Source organism: uncultured Kriegella sp. (genome assembly GCF_963975415.1).
Taxonomy (GTDB): domain Bacteria; phylum Bacteroidota; class Bacteroidia; order Flavobacteriales; family Flavobacteriaceae; genus Kriegella.
Genome location: NZ_CAXBGN010000003.1, coordinates 471,267 through 488,100, shown reverse-complemented (window position 1 = coordinate 488,100; position 16,834 = coordinate 471,267). Strand labels below are relative to the sequence as shown.

At 38.7% G+C, this 16,834-nt stretch carries 17 protein-coding genes; 7 read left to right on the top strand and 10 right to left on the bottom strand.

Going from position 1 to position 16,834, the window contains the following annotated elements; genetic code table 11:
• Window positions 1–567: 567 nt before the first annotated feature.
• Window positions 568–1,569, top strand: a complete 1,002-nt coding sequence (locus tag AACZ88_RS08860) for a sensor histidine kinase (RefSeq protein ID WP_339709038.1) — start codon at window positions 568–570, stop codon at window positions 1,567–1,569.
• Between the two features lie 396 nt (window positions 1,570–1,965).
• Window positions 1,966–3,180: a sensor histidine kinase gene (locus tag AACZ88_RS08855; protein ID WP_339709036.1), complete on the top strand. Its 1,215-nt coding sequence runs from the start codon at window positions 1,966–1,968 to the stop codon at window positions 3,178–3,180.
• Between the two features lie 170 nt (window positions 3,181–3,350).
• On the opposite strand, the gene AACZ88_RS08850 is transcribed toward AACZ88_RS08855, so the two are convergent.
• The 3 genes from AACZ88_RS08850 to AACZ88_RS08840 form a co-directional block, all read right to left on the bottom strand.
• Window positions 3,351–3,608, bottom strand: coding sequence for a hypothetical protein (locus tag AACZ88_RS08850; RefSeq protein ID WP_339709034.1), 258 nt, complete (start codon window positions 3,606–3,608; stop codon window positions 3,351–3,353).
• 375 nt (window positions 3,609–3,983) lie between these two features.
• Window positions 3,984–6,485 carry an FtsX-like permease family protein gene (locus AACZ88_RS08845; RefSeq protein ID WP_339709307.1) on the bottom strand — a complete coding sequence of 834 codons (2,502 nt, stop codon included), beginning with the start codon at window positions 6,483–6,485 and terminating at the stop codon, window positions 3,984–3,986.
• Between the two features lie 50 nt (window positions 6,486–6,535).
• Entirely contained in the window at window positions 6,536–7,225 is a 690-nt protein-coding gene (locus AACZ88_RS08840) for an ABC transporter ATP-binding protein (RefSeq protein ID WP_339709032.1), read from the bottom strand.
• A 74-nt stretch (window positions 7,226–7,299) separates the two neighbouring features.
• Here AACZ88_RS08840 and AACZ88_RS08835 point away from each other — a divergent pair, with 74 nt between their 5' ends.
• A complete protein-coding gene (locus tag AACZ88_RS08835; protein ID WP_339709030.1) occupies window positions 7,300–7,995 on the top strand; it encodes an arylesterase in 696 nt (231 codons plus the stop codon).
• Window positions 7,996–8,020: 25 nt separating this feature from the next.
• Here AACZ88_RS08835 and AACZ88_RS08830 read toward each other — a convergent pair whose 3' ends face one another.
• From AACZ88_RS08830 to AACZ88_RS08820, 3 genes are all read right to left on the bottom strand, one after another.
• Window positions 8,021–8,245 (bottom strand): hypothetical protein, encoded by a 225-nt coding sequence (locus tag AACZ88_RS08830; RefSeq protein WP_339709028.1) that lies wholly within the window; start codon window positions 8,243–8,245, stop codon window positions 8,021–8,023.
• A gap of 299 nt (window positions 8,246–8,544) precedes the next feature.
• Complete coding sequence (locus AACZ88_RS08825; RefSeq protein ID WP_339709026.1) at window positions 8,545–8,769, bottom strand: hypothetical protein; 225 nt, start codon at window positions 8,767–8,769, stop codon at window positions 8,545–8,547.
• Window positions 8,770–9,108: 339 nt separating this feature from the next.
• Complete coding sequence (locus AACZ88_RS08820) at window positions 9,109–10,065, bottom strand: YafY family protein (protein WP_339709024.1); 957 nt, start codon at window positions 10,063–10,065, stop codon at window positions 9,109–9,111.
• Window positions 10,066–10,425: 360 nt separating this feature from the next.
• Here AACZ88_RS08820 and AACZ88_RS08815 point away from each other — a divergent pair, with 360 nt between their 5' ends.
• Both AACZ88_RS08815 and AACZ88_RS08810 read left to right on the top strand, forming a co-directional pair.
• Window positions 10,426–10,923 carry a DinB family protein gene (locus AACZ88_RS08815; RefSeq protein ID WP_339709022.1) on the top strand — a complete coding sequence of 166 codons (498 nt, stop codon included), beginning with the start codon at window positions 10,426–10,428 and terminating at the stop codon, window positions 10,921–10,923.
• A 22-nt stretch (window positions 10,924–10,945) separates the two neighbouring features.
• Window positions 10,946–11,164: a hypothetical protein gene (locus AACZ88_RS08810; RefSeq protein WP_339709020.1), complete on the top strand. Its 219-nt coding sequence runs from the start codon at window positions 10,946–10,948 to the stop codon at window positions 11,162–11,164.
• A 17-nt stretch (window positions 11,165–11,181) separates the two neighbouring features.
• Here AACZ88_RS08810 and AACZ88_RS08805 read toward each other — a convergent pair whose 3' ends face one another.
• A complete protein-coding gene (locus AACZ88_RS08805; protein ID WP_339709018.1) occupies window positions 11,182–11,862 on the bottom strand; it encodes a peptidoglycan DD-metalloendopeptidase family protein in 681 nt (226 codons plus the stop codon).
• A 125-nt stretch (window positions 11,863–11,987) separates the two neighbouring features.
• Here AACZ88_RS08805 and msrA point away from each other — a divergent pair, with 125 nt between their 5' ends.
• Entirely contained in the window at window positions 11,988–12,683 is a 696-nt protein-coding gene (gene msrA, locus AACZ88_RS08800; RefSeq protein WP_339709016.1) for a peptide-methionine (S)-S-oxide reductase MsrA, read from the top strand.
• Between the two features lie 106 nt (window positions 12,684–12,789).
• The gene (locus AACZ88_RS08795; protein ID WP_339709014.1) at window positions 12,790–14,169 is read left to right on the top strand and encodes a DUF1080 domain-containing protein; all 1,380 of its coding nucleotides are present in this window, start codon (window positions 12,790–12,792) and stop codon (window positions 14,167–14,169) included.
• Between the two features lie 102 nt (window positions 14,170–14,271).
• Here AACZ88_RS08795 and AACZ88_RS08790 read toward each other — a convergent pair whose 3' ends face one another.
• Genes AACZ88_RS08790 through AACZ88_RS08780 form a run of 3 tightly spaced genes read right to left on the bottom strand, consistent with a single transcriptional unit; the run spans window position 14,272 to window position 16,781 of the window.
• A complete protein-coding gene (locus AACZ88_RS08790) occupies window positions 14,272–15,711 on the bottom strand; it encodes a hypothetical protein (protein ID WP_339709012.1) in 1,440 nt (479 codons plus the stop codon).
• Window positions 15,689–16,255, bottom strand: coding sequence for a hypothetical protein (locus AACZ88_RS08785; RefSeq protein WP_339709010.1), 567 nt, complete (start codon window positions 16,253–16,255; stop codon window positions 15,689–15,691). Before AACZ88_RS08785 ends, AACZ88_RS08790 begins: the two co-directional genes overlap by 23 nt.
• Window positions 16,239–16,781, bottom strand: coding sequence for an RNA polymerase sigma factor (locus AACZ88_RS08780; RefSeq protein ID WP_339709008.1), 543 nt, complete (start codon window positions 16,779–16,781; stop codon window positions 16,239–16,241). The genes AACZ88_RS08785 and AACZ88_RS08780 overlap by 17 nt, the downstream gene beginning before the upstream one ends.
• Window positions 16,782–16,834: the final 53 nt, after the last annotated feature.

Here is a 16,834-nt window from a genome sequence, read left to right as displayed (position 1 = left end):
TTAAAGAAACATTGAACCTTAGTTGAGAAACGGTAATCGTACGATTGCCGTTTTTTTTATGACCATTTCCCTCCATATGCCCATATATTCTTTAAAGAATATTAGTACACAATACACATTAAAAGAAAATACAATATTGTTTTAACGATTTTTTTTACGTAATTGTAAGAAAAAGTCTTAAAAAATATCATGATTTTAAATAAATCGTTCGTATAATACATATCTTTTATATGTATTAATTACCTGCAAAAGACCTCTTTTCAGCGACTAAATTGATTCCCCCACCGAAAAAACAAGGCTTTATGCAAAAAATCAGGTAAATTTTAACATACATTTTCAAATAGAAGAACGGTGGGAGATACAAATATTCATAAAAGTAGGACCGAGGATAAAACACGCTTACTTTTAAAATTCAATTATGTTTCATCAATTCTGAGTATTTTATTCGGTTTTTTCTGTATTTACTTTTTAGATATCCCCGGGCCTATTCCGTACGTATTTTTCTTTTATTCCTTTTTTAATTTATTTAATTCATTAGTCTTTAAAAGGCATGGTAATTTAACCATAATGGCGCTTATCACCACTGTGTTATCACTATCAAGCACTTTTATAATAACAATTTACACGGGTGGAATAAATAGCCCTTTTATTTTCATACTCGCTATAATAGTTTTAGCCGGTTATGTCTCTACCCGGTTCTTTGGCAGGGTGTATCTGTATATTGTTTTATTGATTATTATTTTAATTTATGGCATGGGATTCTTCGGGTCAGATTTCATTTCAAATGGAATCCCACCAAAGTCCCAGAGTACTTTCAGCTTGGCAAGCGTACTTTTCGGGGTGTATTTACTCGGCAACATATTTGGCAGAGATTTGTTAAAAGCCCACCATAAATTGTACAAATCAAAATCAGAACTTGAAAATCGAATAGTTGAAAAAGAAATGCTTTTGCGAGAAGTACACCATAGAGTCAAAAACAATTTGCAGACCATTTCAAGTCTACTCAACCTACAATCTAAATATTCAAAAAACGAAGAAGTCAAAGAGCTGTTGGGAAGTTGCCAAACCCGTGTACTCTCAATGGCAATGATTCATGAAATGCTCTATATGAAAGATAACCTTTCAAAAATCGACTTTAAGCCTTATGTGCAAGAATTGGTAAAATATCTAATAAAATCGGCTAATAAAAAAAATGGGGCTATTTCGGTAAATATAAACATACCAGATATCATGTTGGGAATAGATACGGCCATTCCCCTGGGCCTATTGATCAATGAAGCAGTCACTAATTCACTTAAATATGGGTTTGTAAAAAACAATACAGGACAAATAGATATTATTCTTGATAAACACGAAGATAGTGGTATGTACACCCTAGAAATTAGTGACAATGGCATAGGTTTTTCTGATACTTTAGATTTCAAAAAGGCTAATTCTTTAGGGCTAAAGCTAATTCATAACCTTGCTAGACAATTGAAAAGTTCAATAAAACGTGATTTCTCAAGAAAGGGCACCAACTATAGCATCTCATTTCAAGACAAAGACAAGCACTTTAAACCTGCGACATAAAATTCTCATTTAATCCAAGGGAGCTTTACATAACTATTGCCTTATAATATTAATAATACTTGATGTGTAGTTATTCAAATATGACTCGAACAGTTCTTATGTTGTGAAAGCAATATCTTCGGAAGAGAGAATATGTAATCATTTTGAAAAGAATAAATCCAAACCTCAAAAAACATTGTAAATAAAAGCAGCAAATCTTTTGCGTTCAATACATCTAAAAATGTTAAAGAGGTCTGTATTAACTTAGAATTTAATTACCCTATTTCGTTTCTGCCCAATTCCGAACCTAACCAAGGCCATGTAAGTGGCTTTTTTGTAAGAAAAATATTTTATTTACCTTTCCTAATAGTAAGGTTAACGAACTATTGAAGCTGTACCAACCAAAATGCTGAAATCATGAGCTTATTTGTCAAAGACACCTATCGATTAAAGGACAAAGTTCAACTTACATTACGTATCAGCTACTTTTCTGCTTTATTTTCAATGATTCTAGGCTTTATGTGCCTATACGTTTTACGGATCGACCGCGTTCTTCCCTATGCTTTTTTTGCATATGGCATAATCAATTTCATAAATACCCTTTTATATTCAAAACATAAGAACCTTATTACCACCTATAACATAACTTCTATCGTAGGCCTAACCTGTGCCACGGTTATTACACTCTATAGCGGCGGCATAAATAGTCCTTTTATATTTGTGCTGGCCCTTATTATCTTGACAGGATATGCAACCACGCGGTTATACGGTAAAGTGTACCTATACCTCAACATGTTCATCATTTTTGTACTCTATATAGAATCTAGCACAGATTTATCGTTTACCGAAAACGTTGTTCCCGCATCTTCGAGAAATTTATTCAGTTTCCTTAGCGTGTTTTTTTCAGTGTACCTTATGGGAGATGTTTTAGGAAAAAACCTACTTAAAGCACACCACAATCTCTATAAATCCAGAAATGAAATAGAATTACGGATTAAAGAAAAAGAAACATTGTTGAAAGAGATACATCATCGGGTGAAGAACAATCTACAAACCGTTTCAAGTTTGCTAAACCTACAATCAAGGAGTATCAAAGACAATCATATCAAAAACCTCATAAAAAGTAGTCAAAATAGAGTAACTTCAATGGCTATGGTTCACGAGATGCTCTATATGCGCGATGATCTTTCAAAGATTGAATACCGATCGTATGTAAAAGAATTGACAGAATACCTAATTCGCTCGATTAAGGGCATACATAGTAATGTAAAAATCAGGTTAGAAATTCCAGAAATTAAATTAGACATCGACACCGCCATTCCGTTAGGGCTACTAATCAATGAAGTCATTACAAATTCTTTAAAATACGGAATAAAAGATGATAATGAAGGTATTATACATGTCGAAATGGAGCTGGACGATGGCAATAATTACAAATTAAAAATTGGGGATGATGGAATTGGTTTCCCAGAAACTGCCGAGCCCACTACAACAAAATCACTTGGTTTAAAATTGATATACAATCTTGCCCGACAATTGAAAGGATCGGTCGACCGAGATTACACAAAAAAAGGGACACATTATATTATAACCTTTAAAGAAGTGAGTGAAGACATTCACTCGGTAGCTTGACAGCATCTTCTTCTAGCTTAAAATATAGATAGCCAAATAGTATTTTTAACGTCTGTTTGCCCGTACCGGAATAAAGCGTAATTGCTTTTTCGACTTGGAAAATGAAACGACGAAATAACCTAAAAACAAAACTGCTGGTACTAAAAGTATTGATATCATATTTATTTGAATTAGGCCATTTGGGCACTGTTTCTTTTGGTTGTAAAGGCCAACGCTTTCTTTACTCTCGATTTTTTAAACTTGTAAATGCGCGCCACTTGATGCTGTTCTGATTTCGTAATTTCGACACTAGGCTCAATAGCAGAAATGCCACTATCCAGAATAAAATCCATTTTAAAAGTTTCCACGTCAACATTATTTTCTGTGTTTTGGGCCAGAGCCATCACTCCAAAAAGAAGTACTATTATTAGGGTCGAAATTGCTTTCATATGTAGGTTTTTACTTATGATCTGGTTATATAAAGGTAACCTCAAAAGCAGGCCTCGATCAACTACATGTCGCTGAAAACCCCTTATATTAGGCGACTTGCAAAAATTTCCATGAAGTGTTAAAAAGATTCGACAACCGTTTAAAGCATCAAATTCATGCTATCGAAAAAATTTGTTCTTGGTCGATGTTTTACAAGTATTTCCAATAGGTAAGAATTCCAAAAAGGCCCCTACACCCTTCCTTTCAAAGCGGTAATTTTGAAAAAGATATGGGTGGGGTTCCTTTGTAGGTATTCTGTCTTGACCAAAAAAATGTGCTGCCCAAATTGATAAATGGAAATTGGCAGTTGTCAATTAGATATATGTTGGTAGCACCTAGTCCCCTTCTTTTCGCAGCACTTCTAATGGAGGACTTTTCAAAACACTACGGCTATTACCTAAACCAATAAGTAAAACCAATAGTGTAATACCGGGCAATAACAATCCAAAGGGAATCCAAGAAGGTATAAAAGTAGTTTCAAAAACCAATTTAGCCAATAACAGACTACCTATCAAAGACAATAGCACCCCCATTCCGCTCCCCAATATTCCTAAATAAAGGTATTCCAAAGCGGTAATTTTGAGAATTTGTGTACTTTTTGCTCCGATGGTTCGTAATAAAACGCTTTCTTTAATACGTTGATATTTGCTGGTTCGCACCGAACCGACCAAGACAATAATACCAGTTAGAATACTGAAGAAGGCCATAAAATTAATGACCCAAGAAATCTTATCGAGAATACCTTCAATAATAACTAGCACTTGGCGCAGATCTATTATCGTCACATTAGGAAATTTACCTACGAGCTCGCGCTGTAGTTCCGCCGAAGTTGTTTTATTCGGCACATTGGTGGAAAGCACATGAAATTGTGGTGCATTTTCTAATATCCCAGAGGGAAAAACAATAGAGAAATTAGGTTGCATACGACTCCAATCCACCGCTCGAATACTTGCAACCCTAGTATTCATTAATACACCTTGAACATTAAAGGTAAGCGAATCACCAATTACAACCTGCGAATCACCTGCAACATTCTCGGCTACCGAGATAGGTATTAGCGCATTAGCAGGTGCCGTACCGACCCATTCCCCTGCAACTAAACTTTCAGAGGACACCAAAGAGTCTCTATAAGTTACTCGAAACTCGTGGTTCAATATCCATTGGTTAATCGTCGAAGTCGAATCTGACCTGATATCGTCCACAGACCGACCGTTGATGCTTTGCATTCGCATAGCAATAATGGGTATATTATCTAATATTGACAGGCCTTTGAGAGAAATACTTTCGGCAACAGGTTCTTTTTGAGCGGTCTGCACATCGAGCAATATGAGGTTCGGACTTTGACCTTGTTTTTCCAAAGTTGCTTTGGCCAACAATATATCTTTGGTAAAATATAAGGTGCTAATTAGAAAAGCGCCCATACCAATAGCCAATATCAATACCATTGTCTGATTATTGGGACGAAAAAGATTCAACAAACTCTGACGGGCCAAAAAGCCCCAAGACGACGGAAAATACTTTTTAATCCCTTTCATAAAAAGTACCGCTATGCCCCCCAAAATAGAAAAAGTGACCAAAATACCGGCTACAAATGAAAGCGCAAACCGTAGATTGTCCAATAACCAAAATGAAAATGAAAAAATGAAAAGCATTATGGCCGAAAGTACCAAAACCGTTGCCTTACGCGATCGCAGGGAAACACCTTCCTGAATACGCAATACTTGAAGAGGGGAAACGTACCAGGTACCCAAAAGCGGTAGTAAAGCGAACAACACCGACATACAGACTCCTAATAAGAGTCCCATGATTATGGGTTGAACTGTAAATGACAATTGTACTTCAAACGGTAAAAACGACTGTAGAAATAATGGGAAGACCTGTTGTAGCAATAAACCGGTAACCGTTCCTATAACGCCACCGATAAGTCCCATTCCTGCAATCTGCAATAAATAAACCAAGAACGTCTGCTTTCTGGTAGCACCGAGACATTTGAGTACGGCTACTGATCTTAATTTCTCTTTGATATAAATATGAACCGAACTAGCAATACCGACGCATCCCAGCAACAAAGCAATAAATGCCACTAAATTCAAAAATTTTCCTACGTTCTCGTACCTACGCCCCAAACGTCGGCTAGTCGAAGTATGGGTGTCCAAATCGGCATTTTCCGCATCAAGAATGGGATCTATTGTTCTATCCAATAGATTCAGGTCTGTTGTGGCATCGGCCACAAAATAATAGTTGTACTCAAGGCGACTTCCTTTTTGCAAAAGACCTGTTTCTTCAATCAGTCGATAAGGTATCAAAACAGAAGGAGCTACAGAACTTGAAATGACATTATCACCCGGTGCCGATTCTAAAGCACCCAAAATCGGCAATGTTATAGTACCTACTTTTATTGAATCACCGATCTGAAGATCGAACTGCAACATCACGGTGGCATCAACCAGAGCACCCGCTTTATCTTGATACTCTTTTGCGGCGGATAAAGGTTCCGTTTCCAATTCCCCATAAAAAGGGAAGCCTCCTTCGATACCGCGAACCCGTACCAACTTAGTAGCACCACTCTTAGGAAAAGCGACCATTGAAGCAAAATTGACCTCCATACCATCGGCCCCACCCAACGAATCAATTATTTCTTGTACCCTTTCGTTTGCCGGTTGCCTACTATCTATAATAAAATCGGCACCCATCAACGCCTTTGATTGTAATGCTATATTGTGTTTGAGGTTATCGCTAAACGACTGTATAGAAACTACTGCGGCAATACCCAAAACAATAGACGACATAAAGAGGAAGAGTCTACGACCACTAGCCTTGCCATCTCTCCAAGCCATCTTTAACAACCAACGTATACCCGCTTTTGACAATATTCCTAAACTATCGCTCACAATACTATCGGGTTTTCATCGACCAAAATTTTGCCGCCTTTGAGTCTTAAGATGTGCTGATTTCGCTTGGCAAGGTCAAGATCGTGTGTAACAATAACCAAAGTAGTTCCAGCATCTTTGTTTAAATCAAACAACAACTGTACAACCTTCTCCCCTGTTTCTTCATCTAAGTTTCCTGTAGGCTCATCTGCGAATAATATGGCCGGCGTATTCGAAAAAGCCCTTGCCAAGGCCACGCGCTGTTGCTCCCCACCTGAAAGTTGAGACGGGTAATGATGACGGCGATCTGCCAATCCCACTTTATCCAAGAGTTCGAGTGCAATTCTCCCTGCGTCCTTTGACCCCTGTAATTCCATGGGTACGCTTACGTTCTCTAAAGCTGTTAGTGTAGGTAACAATTGAAAATCTTGAAAAATAAATCCGACTTTCTGATTTCGCAATACGGCCCTTTCATCTTCGCTCAAACTGGTCATCGAGACACCACACAACTCAACGGAACCTGTATCAGGTCGGTCAAGTCCGGCGCAAAGACCAAGCAAGGTAGTTTTTCCGCTACCTGAAGGCCCTACAATTGCAAATGTATCACCTGCAGTGATGTCAAAGGAAATATCATCCAGCACGGTTAGTTTCTTTGATCCGCTCGTGTAACTCTTACCAAGATTGCGAACGTTTAATATCTTTGTCATAAAAAAAAATTAATCCTATTTCTTGAACACAGGGAAAAATAAGGAAATGATTTTGATTTTAAGACCATAGTATCATGAGCAACCTATTAAAGTTTTGTTATTTTTTAATGTTTACGGTTATGGTAAGCTGTGGGGATACAGCTTCCAAAAAATCGGAAAGTCATGATGCAAAAGAATCTGGCAAACAAGTCGAGGCTGTGCCCGTTTCAAAAAGTAAAGTGATTTTATTTTTTGGAAATAGCCTTACGGCGGGAATGGGACTGAGTCCTGAGAACGCCTTTCCCGCGCTGATACAGGAAAAATTGGATTCTCTGAATCTCGACTATACTGTGGTAAATGCCGGTCTGAGTGGTGAAACTACCTCAGGGGGAAAAAATAGGTTAGACTGGGTACTGAACCAACCAACAGATGTCTTTGTCTTGGAGTTAGGGGCCAACGACGGTCTGCGAGGGATACCGCTGCAAGAGACCAGAAGCAATCTTCAAACCATTATCGATATGGTACGAAAGAAAAACCCAAAAACACGAATAATTCTTGCCGGTATGCAGATTCCCCCTAACATGGGCGATGACTACACCTCTGAATTTAGAACCATTTTCCCTGAGCTAGCTCAAAAGAACAACACGGCATTGATTCCTTTTTTACTAGAAGATGTGGCGGGAGTACCCGAACTGAATCAATCCGATGGTATACATCCCACTGGTAAAGGACATAAGATTCTGGCGCAAAACGTTTGGGAGGTCTTAAAGGATGTCGTTCGAGAGGAATAATACAATGCGGAAAAGAAGAATAGGATTAAGCCATTTTAGCCTTGTTTCTTTTAGTGGTGAAGGCCAAAGCTTTTTTTACCCTTGAATTCTTGAACTTGTACAAACGGGCAACTTCGGTATTGTTATCCAATTTGATTTCTTTCGTATCGGCCATTTCAACCTTAACTTCGTTGGCCTCGATTTTAGCATCTTGGGCCTGGGCGGCCATTGAGATAAAAAGAACAAAAGTAATAGTTAAGATAGTTTTCATGACTTGCGTTTTATATAAATAAAACGCCGTAGGCCCCATTATACGGGGTTTCCGTTCGTTCAAGAACCCTTTAAAATCGTTGAGCGGCCCAACTTCGGATTAAAGGTAAAATATCACCGATGAGCGTAACCGGGCCCCAAAACACCTTATCGGGAGAAGGTGCTTTTTATCGATATGGATGGGAACAGATTTTCCATATCGCCACTTTGCGGAATATCGGATTTTAATCCAGAATGCAGGGGATACTTTTCAGGAATGTCGTTTTGGATGGATAAAATAATCGGGAAGCGGAAAAAATATTAAGCCATTTTAGCCTTGTTTCTTTTAGTGGTGAAGGCCAAAGCCTTTTTTACCCTTGAATTCTTGAACTTGTACAAACGGGCAACTTCGGTATTGTTCTCCAATTTGATTTCCTTGGTATCGGTCATTTCAACCTTAACTTCGTTGGCCTCGATTTTAGCATCTTGGGCCTGGGCGGCCATTGAGATAAAAAGAACAAAAGTAATAGTTAAGATAGTTTTCATGACTTGCGTTTTATATAAATAAAACGCCGTAGGCCCCATTATACGGGGTTTCCGTTCGTTCAAGAACCCTTTAAAATCGTTGAGCGGCCCAACTTCGGATTAAAGGTAAAATATCACCGATGAGCGTAACCGGGCCCGAAAACACCTTATCGGGAGAAGGTGCTTTTTATCGATATGGATGGGAATAGGGTTATGCCCATGTACCCACCTTTGGTAAATTATGTTAAACAGTATTATAAGGAGATGATAAACTTTTAAAGAATGTTGTACTAGAAGATAGGACTATCAGAAGAAAGAATAAGATTAGATCGCTCAAACCAAGTTTGTTATTTAAAAAACCTACAACCCGTCCTCCGTTCGCTTCAACAGTTCCTTTACGCGTACCTTAAGGCTTTCGGGCTCCAGAATTTTGGCATGATCACCAAACATCATATACCATCTAGGAAAGCCATGCACCACGTCGGAAGACATAAAAGTCATTTCTATCTGGTCATTCTTCACTTTTTCGGAAACGAAACCATATGACTTGCTTCCACTTTTAATATAGCGAGCAACGGTTCGATCAACAAGAATCCTGATTTTTGTCTTTTGCCGATCCGTCTTTTTATTCCGGTGTTCATCGATTGTACCATGAATCAATTCAAAAGGTTTACCAGAACATTGAATCGCCAGCATACGATCGGTACGAAATTGCCTGTAATCTTTTCGTAGATGACAAAAGCCCAAAACATACCAAAAGTTGTTTTCGTGAAACAACCCTACAGGTTCGATATATCTTTCAGAGGGGCAATCGGCCTGTAAAGATTGATACCTCAAAAACACTTGTTTTTTTTCAGCTATACTTTCGAAAAGCACCTCAAGGGCATTGGGTACCTTCTCATTAAACAGCACTTGGGCGGGGTCGATAAATACTTGAGATTCCAAAGCAGCAATCCAATCCTTTTCTTTTCCACGAAGCACAGACTTAATTTTATACATGGCCGATTTATGATATGCTCCGAGCGATGCATCGGTAAACTTTTGCATCAACTTTTCTGCGGCAACAAAACTACCGGCTTCTTCTCTGGTGAACATCACCGGCGGAAGTCGATACCCGTCCATAATAGAATAGCCTACCCCAGCCTCACTCACTATCGGTACGCCAGAAGCCTCTAAAGTTCTAATGTCGCGATAAATGGTACGAAGACTTACCTCAAACCGATCGGCAAGTTCTTGTGCCCTAACAATACGTTTCGATTGTAACTGAATCAATATAGCCACAATGCGATCAAAACGTTTTACAGTATCAATACCCATAATTGAATGACATATACTCCAAAGATAGGACTTCAGATCAAAGCTTGGCTTGAACACGGGTTTCATTTTGCACTTTCATTACAGCGAGTAGGCCTACCATTTTAAAATCGGCCATCAGAATTATTTTTGGAGGTATCATAAACGTCGGATTTGATTCGTATAAAGAAAGGGATGGTCGATGACAACCCTTTGTCAACAGCAATTCGAAAATTATAAAAGAAGAAGATATTTAACACTAAAAAACTGATTTTCAATATTTTAAAAAATATTTTGTTTCTATTTTCATCTACTGACAAAGGGCTGTCACCTAGTGGTTTTACATTTGTTTACGGTATAAGTAATCACTTAAAAATAGATCCTATGAACACAACAGTAGTACAACAAGAAAAAACCGCCCAGGTCATCACACCTTCAGAATTGCTAAAGCATTGGCAAGGGCATAGAAGTCTAACCCGTCGTACCATCGAGGCATTTCCCGAAGAAGCTTTTTTCAACCATTCCATTGGGGGAATGCGCACTTTTGCCGAGCTTACAATGGAACTTCTTGGTATCGCCGGACCAGGAACCCGGGAAATTGCAACGGGCAAAACTTCAGATTTAAAAGAGCATTTTGACCACGGCAATAGTAAAGCCAAAATTTTGGAGCTATGGGACAATGCCACTGAAGAAATCAATGCCCATTGGTCGCAAATACCTGTAGAAAAATTTCAGGAAACCATTAAACTCTTTGGCCAATATGAAGGAACTGTATTGTCTTCGATCTTCTATTTTATTGACAACGAAATACATCACCGCGGCCAAGGCTATGTCTATTTAAGATCATTGGGCATTGAACCACCAGCATTCTGGGAGCGGTAATCAATCGTATAAAGTCTGTCAAATGAAAACAGTTTTAGTATTTAAGACATCGGTTACCAAAAAGAAGCAAGTTCGAAGGCTTCGACCCTTTTTGAATAAAATGATAGACCCCAACGATTATTGGAATTTTGATCTGGAGGATTGTGATAACATCCTCCGGGTCGAAACCCAACAAATCAGACCAGATAGGGTTTCCACTACATTGAAAACCCAAGGATTTTATTGCGAGGAACTTCTTTAAAAAAAATTCTCCCGACCCTAAAGATTAAGCAAAAGATTGGGGTCAGGGCAATTATCGGAATAATGGGATATATCCGATTTGGCACAAACACCAGGATAATCGCCCGACCAATCATTCATATCGATTATTATTTGAAAATGAAGATGGGGGGCGTAGTTTCCGTTGACCTCTTGGCTTCCTATAGTACCCAAAACAGCCTCTGTCTCGAATGATTGCCCTGTTTTGAGATTTTGCAAAGACTTTATCGACAGATGACCGTACAACGTATGAAACCGTAAACCGGCTATTTCATGCTCAAGAATAATCGTGGGCCCATAATCGCCACGAATATTATTGTTCTTAAAACTATGAACGATTCCAGTGAACGGTACCAAAACAGTTGTTCCTGCCTTTGTCCAAAAATCGATGCCCAAATGAATTGTTCTTTGCGTCTCACCTATTCCCATAAATCCTACTTTGTCAGAATAAAGGCTACGGTTTTCCAAGTACCCGCCATAGGCCACTTCAGCATTATTGGTCTGTAACACCGACGTAATATAGTTTTGACAAATCTCGGGTTCGGTGAGGTTCAACCCATCTAAATTACTATTTTCGATAGATAGGTTTAAACCCGTATACATTTTCAGGGGTATTCCCTTATCTAAAATAGAAATAGGCTCTTGAAAATTACTTTGAAACCTTTTACGTAAGAGTGTCATGAATCAAATATATTGAACAATAAAAGAAATAAAAGAGTTTCTTTTTAGGGATGGACCAAACTTTTTGATCTTATTTTTCGTAAGTATTTATATATTACGCCCACTAAGTGTAATAAATAAGCACAATGATGAAATTACAGATACCTATTTTAATACTGACACTTTTTTTTGCGACAAGCTGCCAATCGAATAACAAAAAAACTGAGCACACCTTCGTTGAGGGTGCTGCTTATGAAAGTAATGAAGAAACTTTTAAACTGACTTCCCAAGAATTGGACAAATATGAAACTGCATACTTTGCCAGCGGTTGTTTTTGGTGTGTAGAAGCTATTTTCGAAAGTGTAAAAGGCGTAAAGGAAGTTGTTTCTGGTTATGCCGGTGGTAAAGAAAAAAATCCTACGTATGAACGAGTTGGCCGTGGGCTAACTTCACATGCCGAAGCCGTCGAAGTGTATTATGATCCAAAAGAGATTACCTTCATCGAATTGGTACAAGTCTTTTTTGGTTCGCATGACCCCACCTCTTTAAACCGTCAAGGACCCGACAGGGGACCTCAATATCGCTCAATAGCCTTTTATAAAAATGAAGAAGAAAAGAAAATAATAGATACCTATATCGCTGCCCTTAAAGAACAACAGGTCTATGATGCTCCAATAGTCACTGAAGTCACCAAGCTACGTAAGTTCTATGATGCCGAAGACTATCACCAAGATTACGAAAAACGAAACCCTAACAATTCATACATTCGCAACGTTTCGGTCCCCAGGTTGAACCGATTCAAGCAAAATTTTCCTGAATACTTAAAAAAGGGGGCGCATTAGCCAAAATGTAGCTAGAACAGATGAAAAAATTGAGCGACCAAAATTGGTCGCTTTTTTTGTTTGTTGAGAATTACGTTTATCTTTAATGGCTCAAATAAAAAACAACATGAGATTAAAATCGACCTATTATTCAATTTCTATGGCCTTGGTGGCCATATTCTTATTTGTTGGCTGCAACGAAGAAAAAAAAGACGATACCCCTTGGATATCACTTTTTGATGGCCAAACTTTAAACGGTTGGACCCAAAAAGGAGGGGTTGCCGAATACATGGTACGTGACGAAACAATCGTTGGTACTACCGTAAACAATACCCCCAACTCATTTATGACCTCTGACAAAATGTACGGAGATTTCATTTTAGAACTTGAATACAAAGTAGATCCTTCGATGAACTCGGGTATTCAAATCCGCAGCAATAGCTTTCCTCATTACCGAGATGGAAGAGTACATGGCTATCAGATAGAAATTGACCCATCAGATCGCGCTTGGAGCGCGGGCATTTATGACGAAGGCCGTCGTGGTTGGCTGAATCCGCTTGATAACAATCCGGAAGCTCAGAAAGCCTTTAAACAAAACGACTGGAATCACTATCGTATAGAAGCCATTGGCGACACCTTGAAAACATGGATCAACGGAGTGCCCGCAGCGCATCTTATCGATGACAAGACCGCAAGTGGTTTTATAGGGCTTCAGGTACACGGTATCGGCAAAGACAAAACTCCGGGGACCGAAATTATCTGGAGAAATATTAACATCTTGACCGACAACCTTTCAAAGTATTCTAGAAAATCACCCATTGCACCAATCGTTACCAAAAACAACTTGACGGTGTCAGAGAAAAAAGATGGGTTTAAGATGTTATGGGACGGAAAAACCACAGAAGGATGGCGCGGAGCTCGTTTAGACGAGTTTCCAGAAAGTGGCTGGAAAATAGAAGACGGGGTTTTAAGCGTATTGTCTTCAGGAGGCGGAGAATCGGCCGCCGGTGGTGATATCGTGACCAAAGACCTTTATGGCAATTTTGAACTAAAAGTCGATTTCAAGCTTACCGAAGGTGGAAACAGTGGTATTAAATATTATGTAGACACCGATGTCAATAAAGGGCCCGGTTCTTCTATCGGATTGGAATACCAAATTTTAGACGATGCAAAACACCCAGATGCAAAATTGGGCAACCATGATGGTAGCCGCACCGTAGCCTCGCTATATGATTTGATACAAGCAGACACAAATAAACCTATTAACCCGATCGGTGAATGGAACACAGCCCGTATCGTAGCCAAAGACAATCATATCGAACACTGGCTTAATGGATCCAAAGTATTGGAATACGAGCGAAAAAGTGACAACTATAGAAAGCTCGTGTCGGAAAGTAAATACACCAAATGGCCTAATTTTGGTGAAGCGGATAAAGGTCATATTCTTTTACAAGACCATGGTGATCTGGTCAGCTTTAAGAATGTTAAAATAAAAACTATGGACTAATATTGTTCATGAGACATACTATGAAAAAAGCGACCTCAGAAAATCTGAGGTCGCTTTTTTTATGACTGTTTTATCAAGCAACAGATAGTTGCTCAACATATACTATTCTAAAGTGACCTCACCAAAGTTAGAAGCGATACTAATCGAACGACCGCCAGTGGTATCAATATGATGGCCCTCATATAGGATATTTTTGGAATTCCCAGAAGTATTAAGCACTAGTTTTGCCGGATACCTTACCTCAGAGGCTGTGGCATTCACACTGATATTCATAGGCGAGCTCGGTAATTTACAGAATATCTCGCCGTAGCTGGAAACAACTTCTAAATCAGAGAAATCGGGAGCGATCGAGTAAATTCTAACAACGCCCATTTTATTATTTATCGAAGCACGGTTCGCCAAACGCTCGATGGAGACCTCGGAAGAATTCGAGCTTAAGGAAAGGTTAGACACTTCGTTGAGTTCAACATCATCGGAATACTCAATTTTTAACCGACCATAATTCCACCTTTCTACCAATACCGGGGAATAAGAAGCACTTACCGTAGTTTGATCACCGTCTATTGTAGCCGCAAAAAGGCTTGCATGTGAAAGTGTCGCATTGATATTCTTTGTGTTTTCGGCTAACCTGACTTCTCCGTGACGCACATTCATTCTTAATTTTACCGATTTCGGCATTTTTACTTTAATTACTTTTTTGACCTTTACATTTTTGGGCTTACCATCTGAATTGATGTAAAAAATATCGGGGCCATTATTACCCGAGCGGTCACCTTCAACCATTAATTTTCTAGAGGCCACTCGGGCAGACAGGTTTTGAGCATGGGCTTCCGCCCTTTTAGCATGAATTTCTGCCCTTTGCTCATGAACCCTAGCTCTTTCTTCGTGAAGTTTCTTCATTTTTTCTGCACGTTTTTGCGCCAACTCCTTGTAATGTTCACCCCGCTCCTCCATACGCTTAGCCCATTCTTCCATTCTCTTTTGATGTTTCTTGTCAAAACCTTTTTCGAAATCTTTTTGCCATTTTTTCATGTATTTCTCACCATCCTTTTTATAAGCTTCGTAATCGAATTTCATGGTATTCACGTTGGGAAGTGGTGGTATATCGGCCATTTCAACCAATTCGTGCAATTCGGCCACCTCGGGAATTTCAACGATTATTGGTTCAATTTCAGGAATTTCAAAATGAAAATCATGTTTAAAACCTCCCGTAATGTTATGCACTGAAAATGGACTGTTTTCTTTCGTTGATATTTTAATTTTAGAACTATTCCCTAAAATCTCGACGATATCATCCTCAAAATATTTTTCCGCTTCTTCGGGCGTGGCATCTTCCAAGGTAACCGTAGCTTCTATAAAGACCTCACTTCTGTCCCATGTTTCAAACTGAATATCGGCATAACTGGTATTAATTTCAATGATGGCGTCACTATCAACTGCAAACGTTTCTGCATATGTTTTTGACTCATTTTGTCCGTATGCCACTATATTTACAATTAAAAATAAGAGCGTAATACTTCTAGATAATCGTACTTGTTTCATTTTTTGATGCTTTTAAATCGTTCAACCTCACTTTTAATTTTTGCAACAGCTGTAATCGCAGTTGTAGATTTTTTATTAGCGCTGTTATCGTCTGGTCATTGGGGCCTATATCATTCAATTCTTTGCTCAAAATGTCATATTCATGATCTAGTTCCTCCATGTGTTCCATAAAACTATCGATCAACGTTTTGTTCTCATCAGTTAGATTCAATTTCGACAGTTCCATATTTATACTTGATATGTAATAATTCTCTACTTTCTTCAAATCAGGTGATAAGTCGCCCAGTGATATTTTTTCGACTACTACATTACTCTTTTGCCCCACCGACCGAACTTGTGTCGATGTATTGTACAGATAACCGCCAACACTAACCAATAATAATAGTGATGCCGCTATTTTAAAGGCGAAGAAAGAAGGTTTGCTCTTTTCTTCTGGAATTGCTGCATTCAAACGCTCTAAAAAGCGTTCTTTATGCCCGCCTCTCAGCTGTTCAGCTTCGGGAGTAGACTTCTTTTCGAACATTTCCCTAAGATCTTGTGCCATATACTTTGTTTTTTAATAATTCCCGTAAATACCCTTTGCCCCGTAGTAACCTCGTTCGACAAGTATTTTCCGTCAAATCGAGCACTTGGGCTATTTCGCCGTGATCATACCCTTCAAGTAAATACATCATCACTACAAATTTATATTTCTCGGGAAGCATGGTTATAGCAGATTTAACCTCCTCAACGGTAACCTCATTTTCTACCGACCAATCTTCATCTTCAACCATATAAATATGGTTCTCGTTCAAGGCTACCAACACTTCCTTTCTCGATTTTATAAAATCAATACTTTTATTGATAACGATACGCTTCAACCAAGCTCCAAATGTAACTTCGCCCTTAAATTGATGTATTTTCTCGAAAGCTTTTATAAATGATTCCTGCATGACATCTTCGGCATCGTCGGTATTTCCGACAAAACGCAAGGCAACATGAAACATACCATTACAATATTGCTCATATAGCTGCAATTGCGCTTTTCTATTATTAGCTTTGCACTGATTTACGACATCAATTGGAAACATTGGATTCGTTTCGTTGTTGGTTTAAGCTTGTTGTTATACTAAGGACGGGGAAA

Excerpts from the sequence above, each read along its gene's own strand:
- AACZ88_RS08860 (WP_339709038.1), top strand. The coding sequence starts at position 568 with ATGGCGCTTATCACCACTGTGTTATCACTATCAAGCACTTTTATAATA.
- AACZ88_RS08855 (WP_339709036.1), top strand. The coding sequence starts at position 1,966 with ATGAGCTTATTTGTCAAAGACACCTATCGATTAAAGGACAAAGTTCAA.
- AACZ88_RS08850 (WP_339709034.1), bottom strand. The coding sequence starts at position 3,608 with ATGAAAGCAATTTCGACCCTAATAATAGTACTTCTTTTTGGAGTGATG.
- AACZ88_RS08845 (WP_339709307.1), bottom strand. The coding sequence starts at position 6,485 with ATGGCTTGGAGAGATGGCAAGGCTAGTGGTCGTAGACTCTTCCTCTTT.
- AACZ88_RS08840 (WP_339709032.1), bottom strand. The coding sequence starts at position 7,225 with ATGACAAAGATATTAAACGTTCGCAATCTTGGTAAGAGTTACACGAGC.
- AACZ88_RS08835 (WP_339709030.1), top strand. The coding sequence starts at position 7,300 with ATGAGCAACCTATTAAAGTTTTGTTATTTTTTAATGTTTACGGTTATG.
- AACZ88_RS08830 (WP_339709028.1), bottom strand. The coding sequence starts at position 8,245 with ATGAAAACTATCTTAACTATTACTTTTGTTCTTTTTATCTCAATGGCC.
- AACZ88_RS08825 (WP_339709026.1), bottom strand. The coding sequence starts at position 8,769 with ATGAAAACTATCTTAACTATTACTTTTGTTCTTTTTATCTCAATGGCC.
- AACZ88_RS08820 (WP_339709024.1), bottom strand. The coding sequence starts at position 10,065 with ATGGGTATTGATACTGTAAAACGTTTTGATCGCATTGTGGCTATATTG.
- AACZ88_RS08815 (WP_339709022.1), top strand. The coding sequence starts at position 10,426 with ATGAACACAACAGTAGTACAACAAGAAAAAACCGCCCAGGTCATCACA.
- AACZ88_RS08810 (WP_339709020.1), top strand. The coding sequence starts at position 10,946 with ATGAAAACAGTTTTAGTATTTAAGACATCGGTTACCAAAAAGAAGCAA.
- AACZ88_RS08805 (WP_339709018.1), bottom strand. The coding sequence starts at position 11,862 with ATGACACTCTTACGTAAAAGGTTTCAAAGTAATTTTCAAGAGCCTATT.
- msrA (WP_339709016.1), top strand. The coding sequence starts at position 11,988 with ATGATGAAATTACAGATACCTATTTTAATACTGACACTTTTTTTTGCG.
- AACZ88_RS08795 (WP_339709014.1), top strand. The coding sequence starts at position 12,790 with ATGAGATTAAAATCGACCTATTATTCAATTTCTATGGCCTTGGTGGCC.
- AACZ88_RS08790 (WP_339709012.1), bottom strand. The coding sequence starts at position 15,711 with ATGAAACAAGTACGATTATCTAGAAGTATTACGCTCTTATTTTTAATT.
- AACZ88_RS08785 (WP_339709010.1), bottom strand. The coding sequence starts at position 16,255 with ATGGCACAAGATCTTAGGGAAATGTTCGAAAAGAAGTCTACTCCCGAA.
- AACZ88_RS08780 (WP_339709008.1), bottom strand. The coding sequence starts at position 16,781 with ATGTTTCCAATTGATGTCGTAAATCAGTGCAAAGCTAATAATAGAAAA.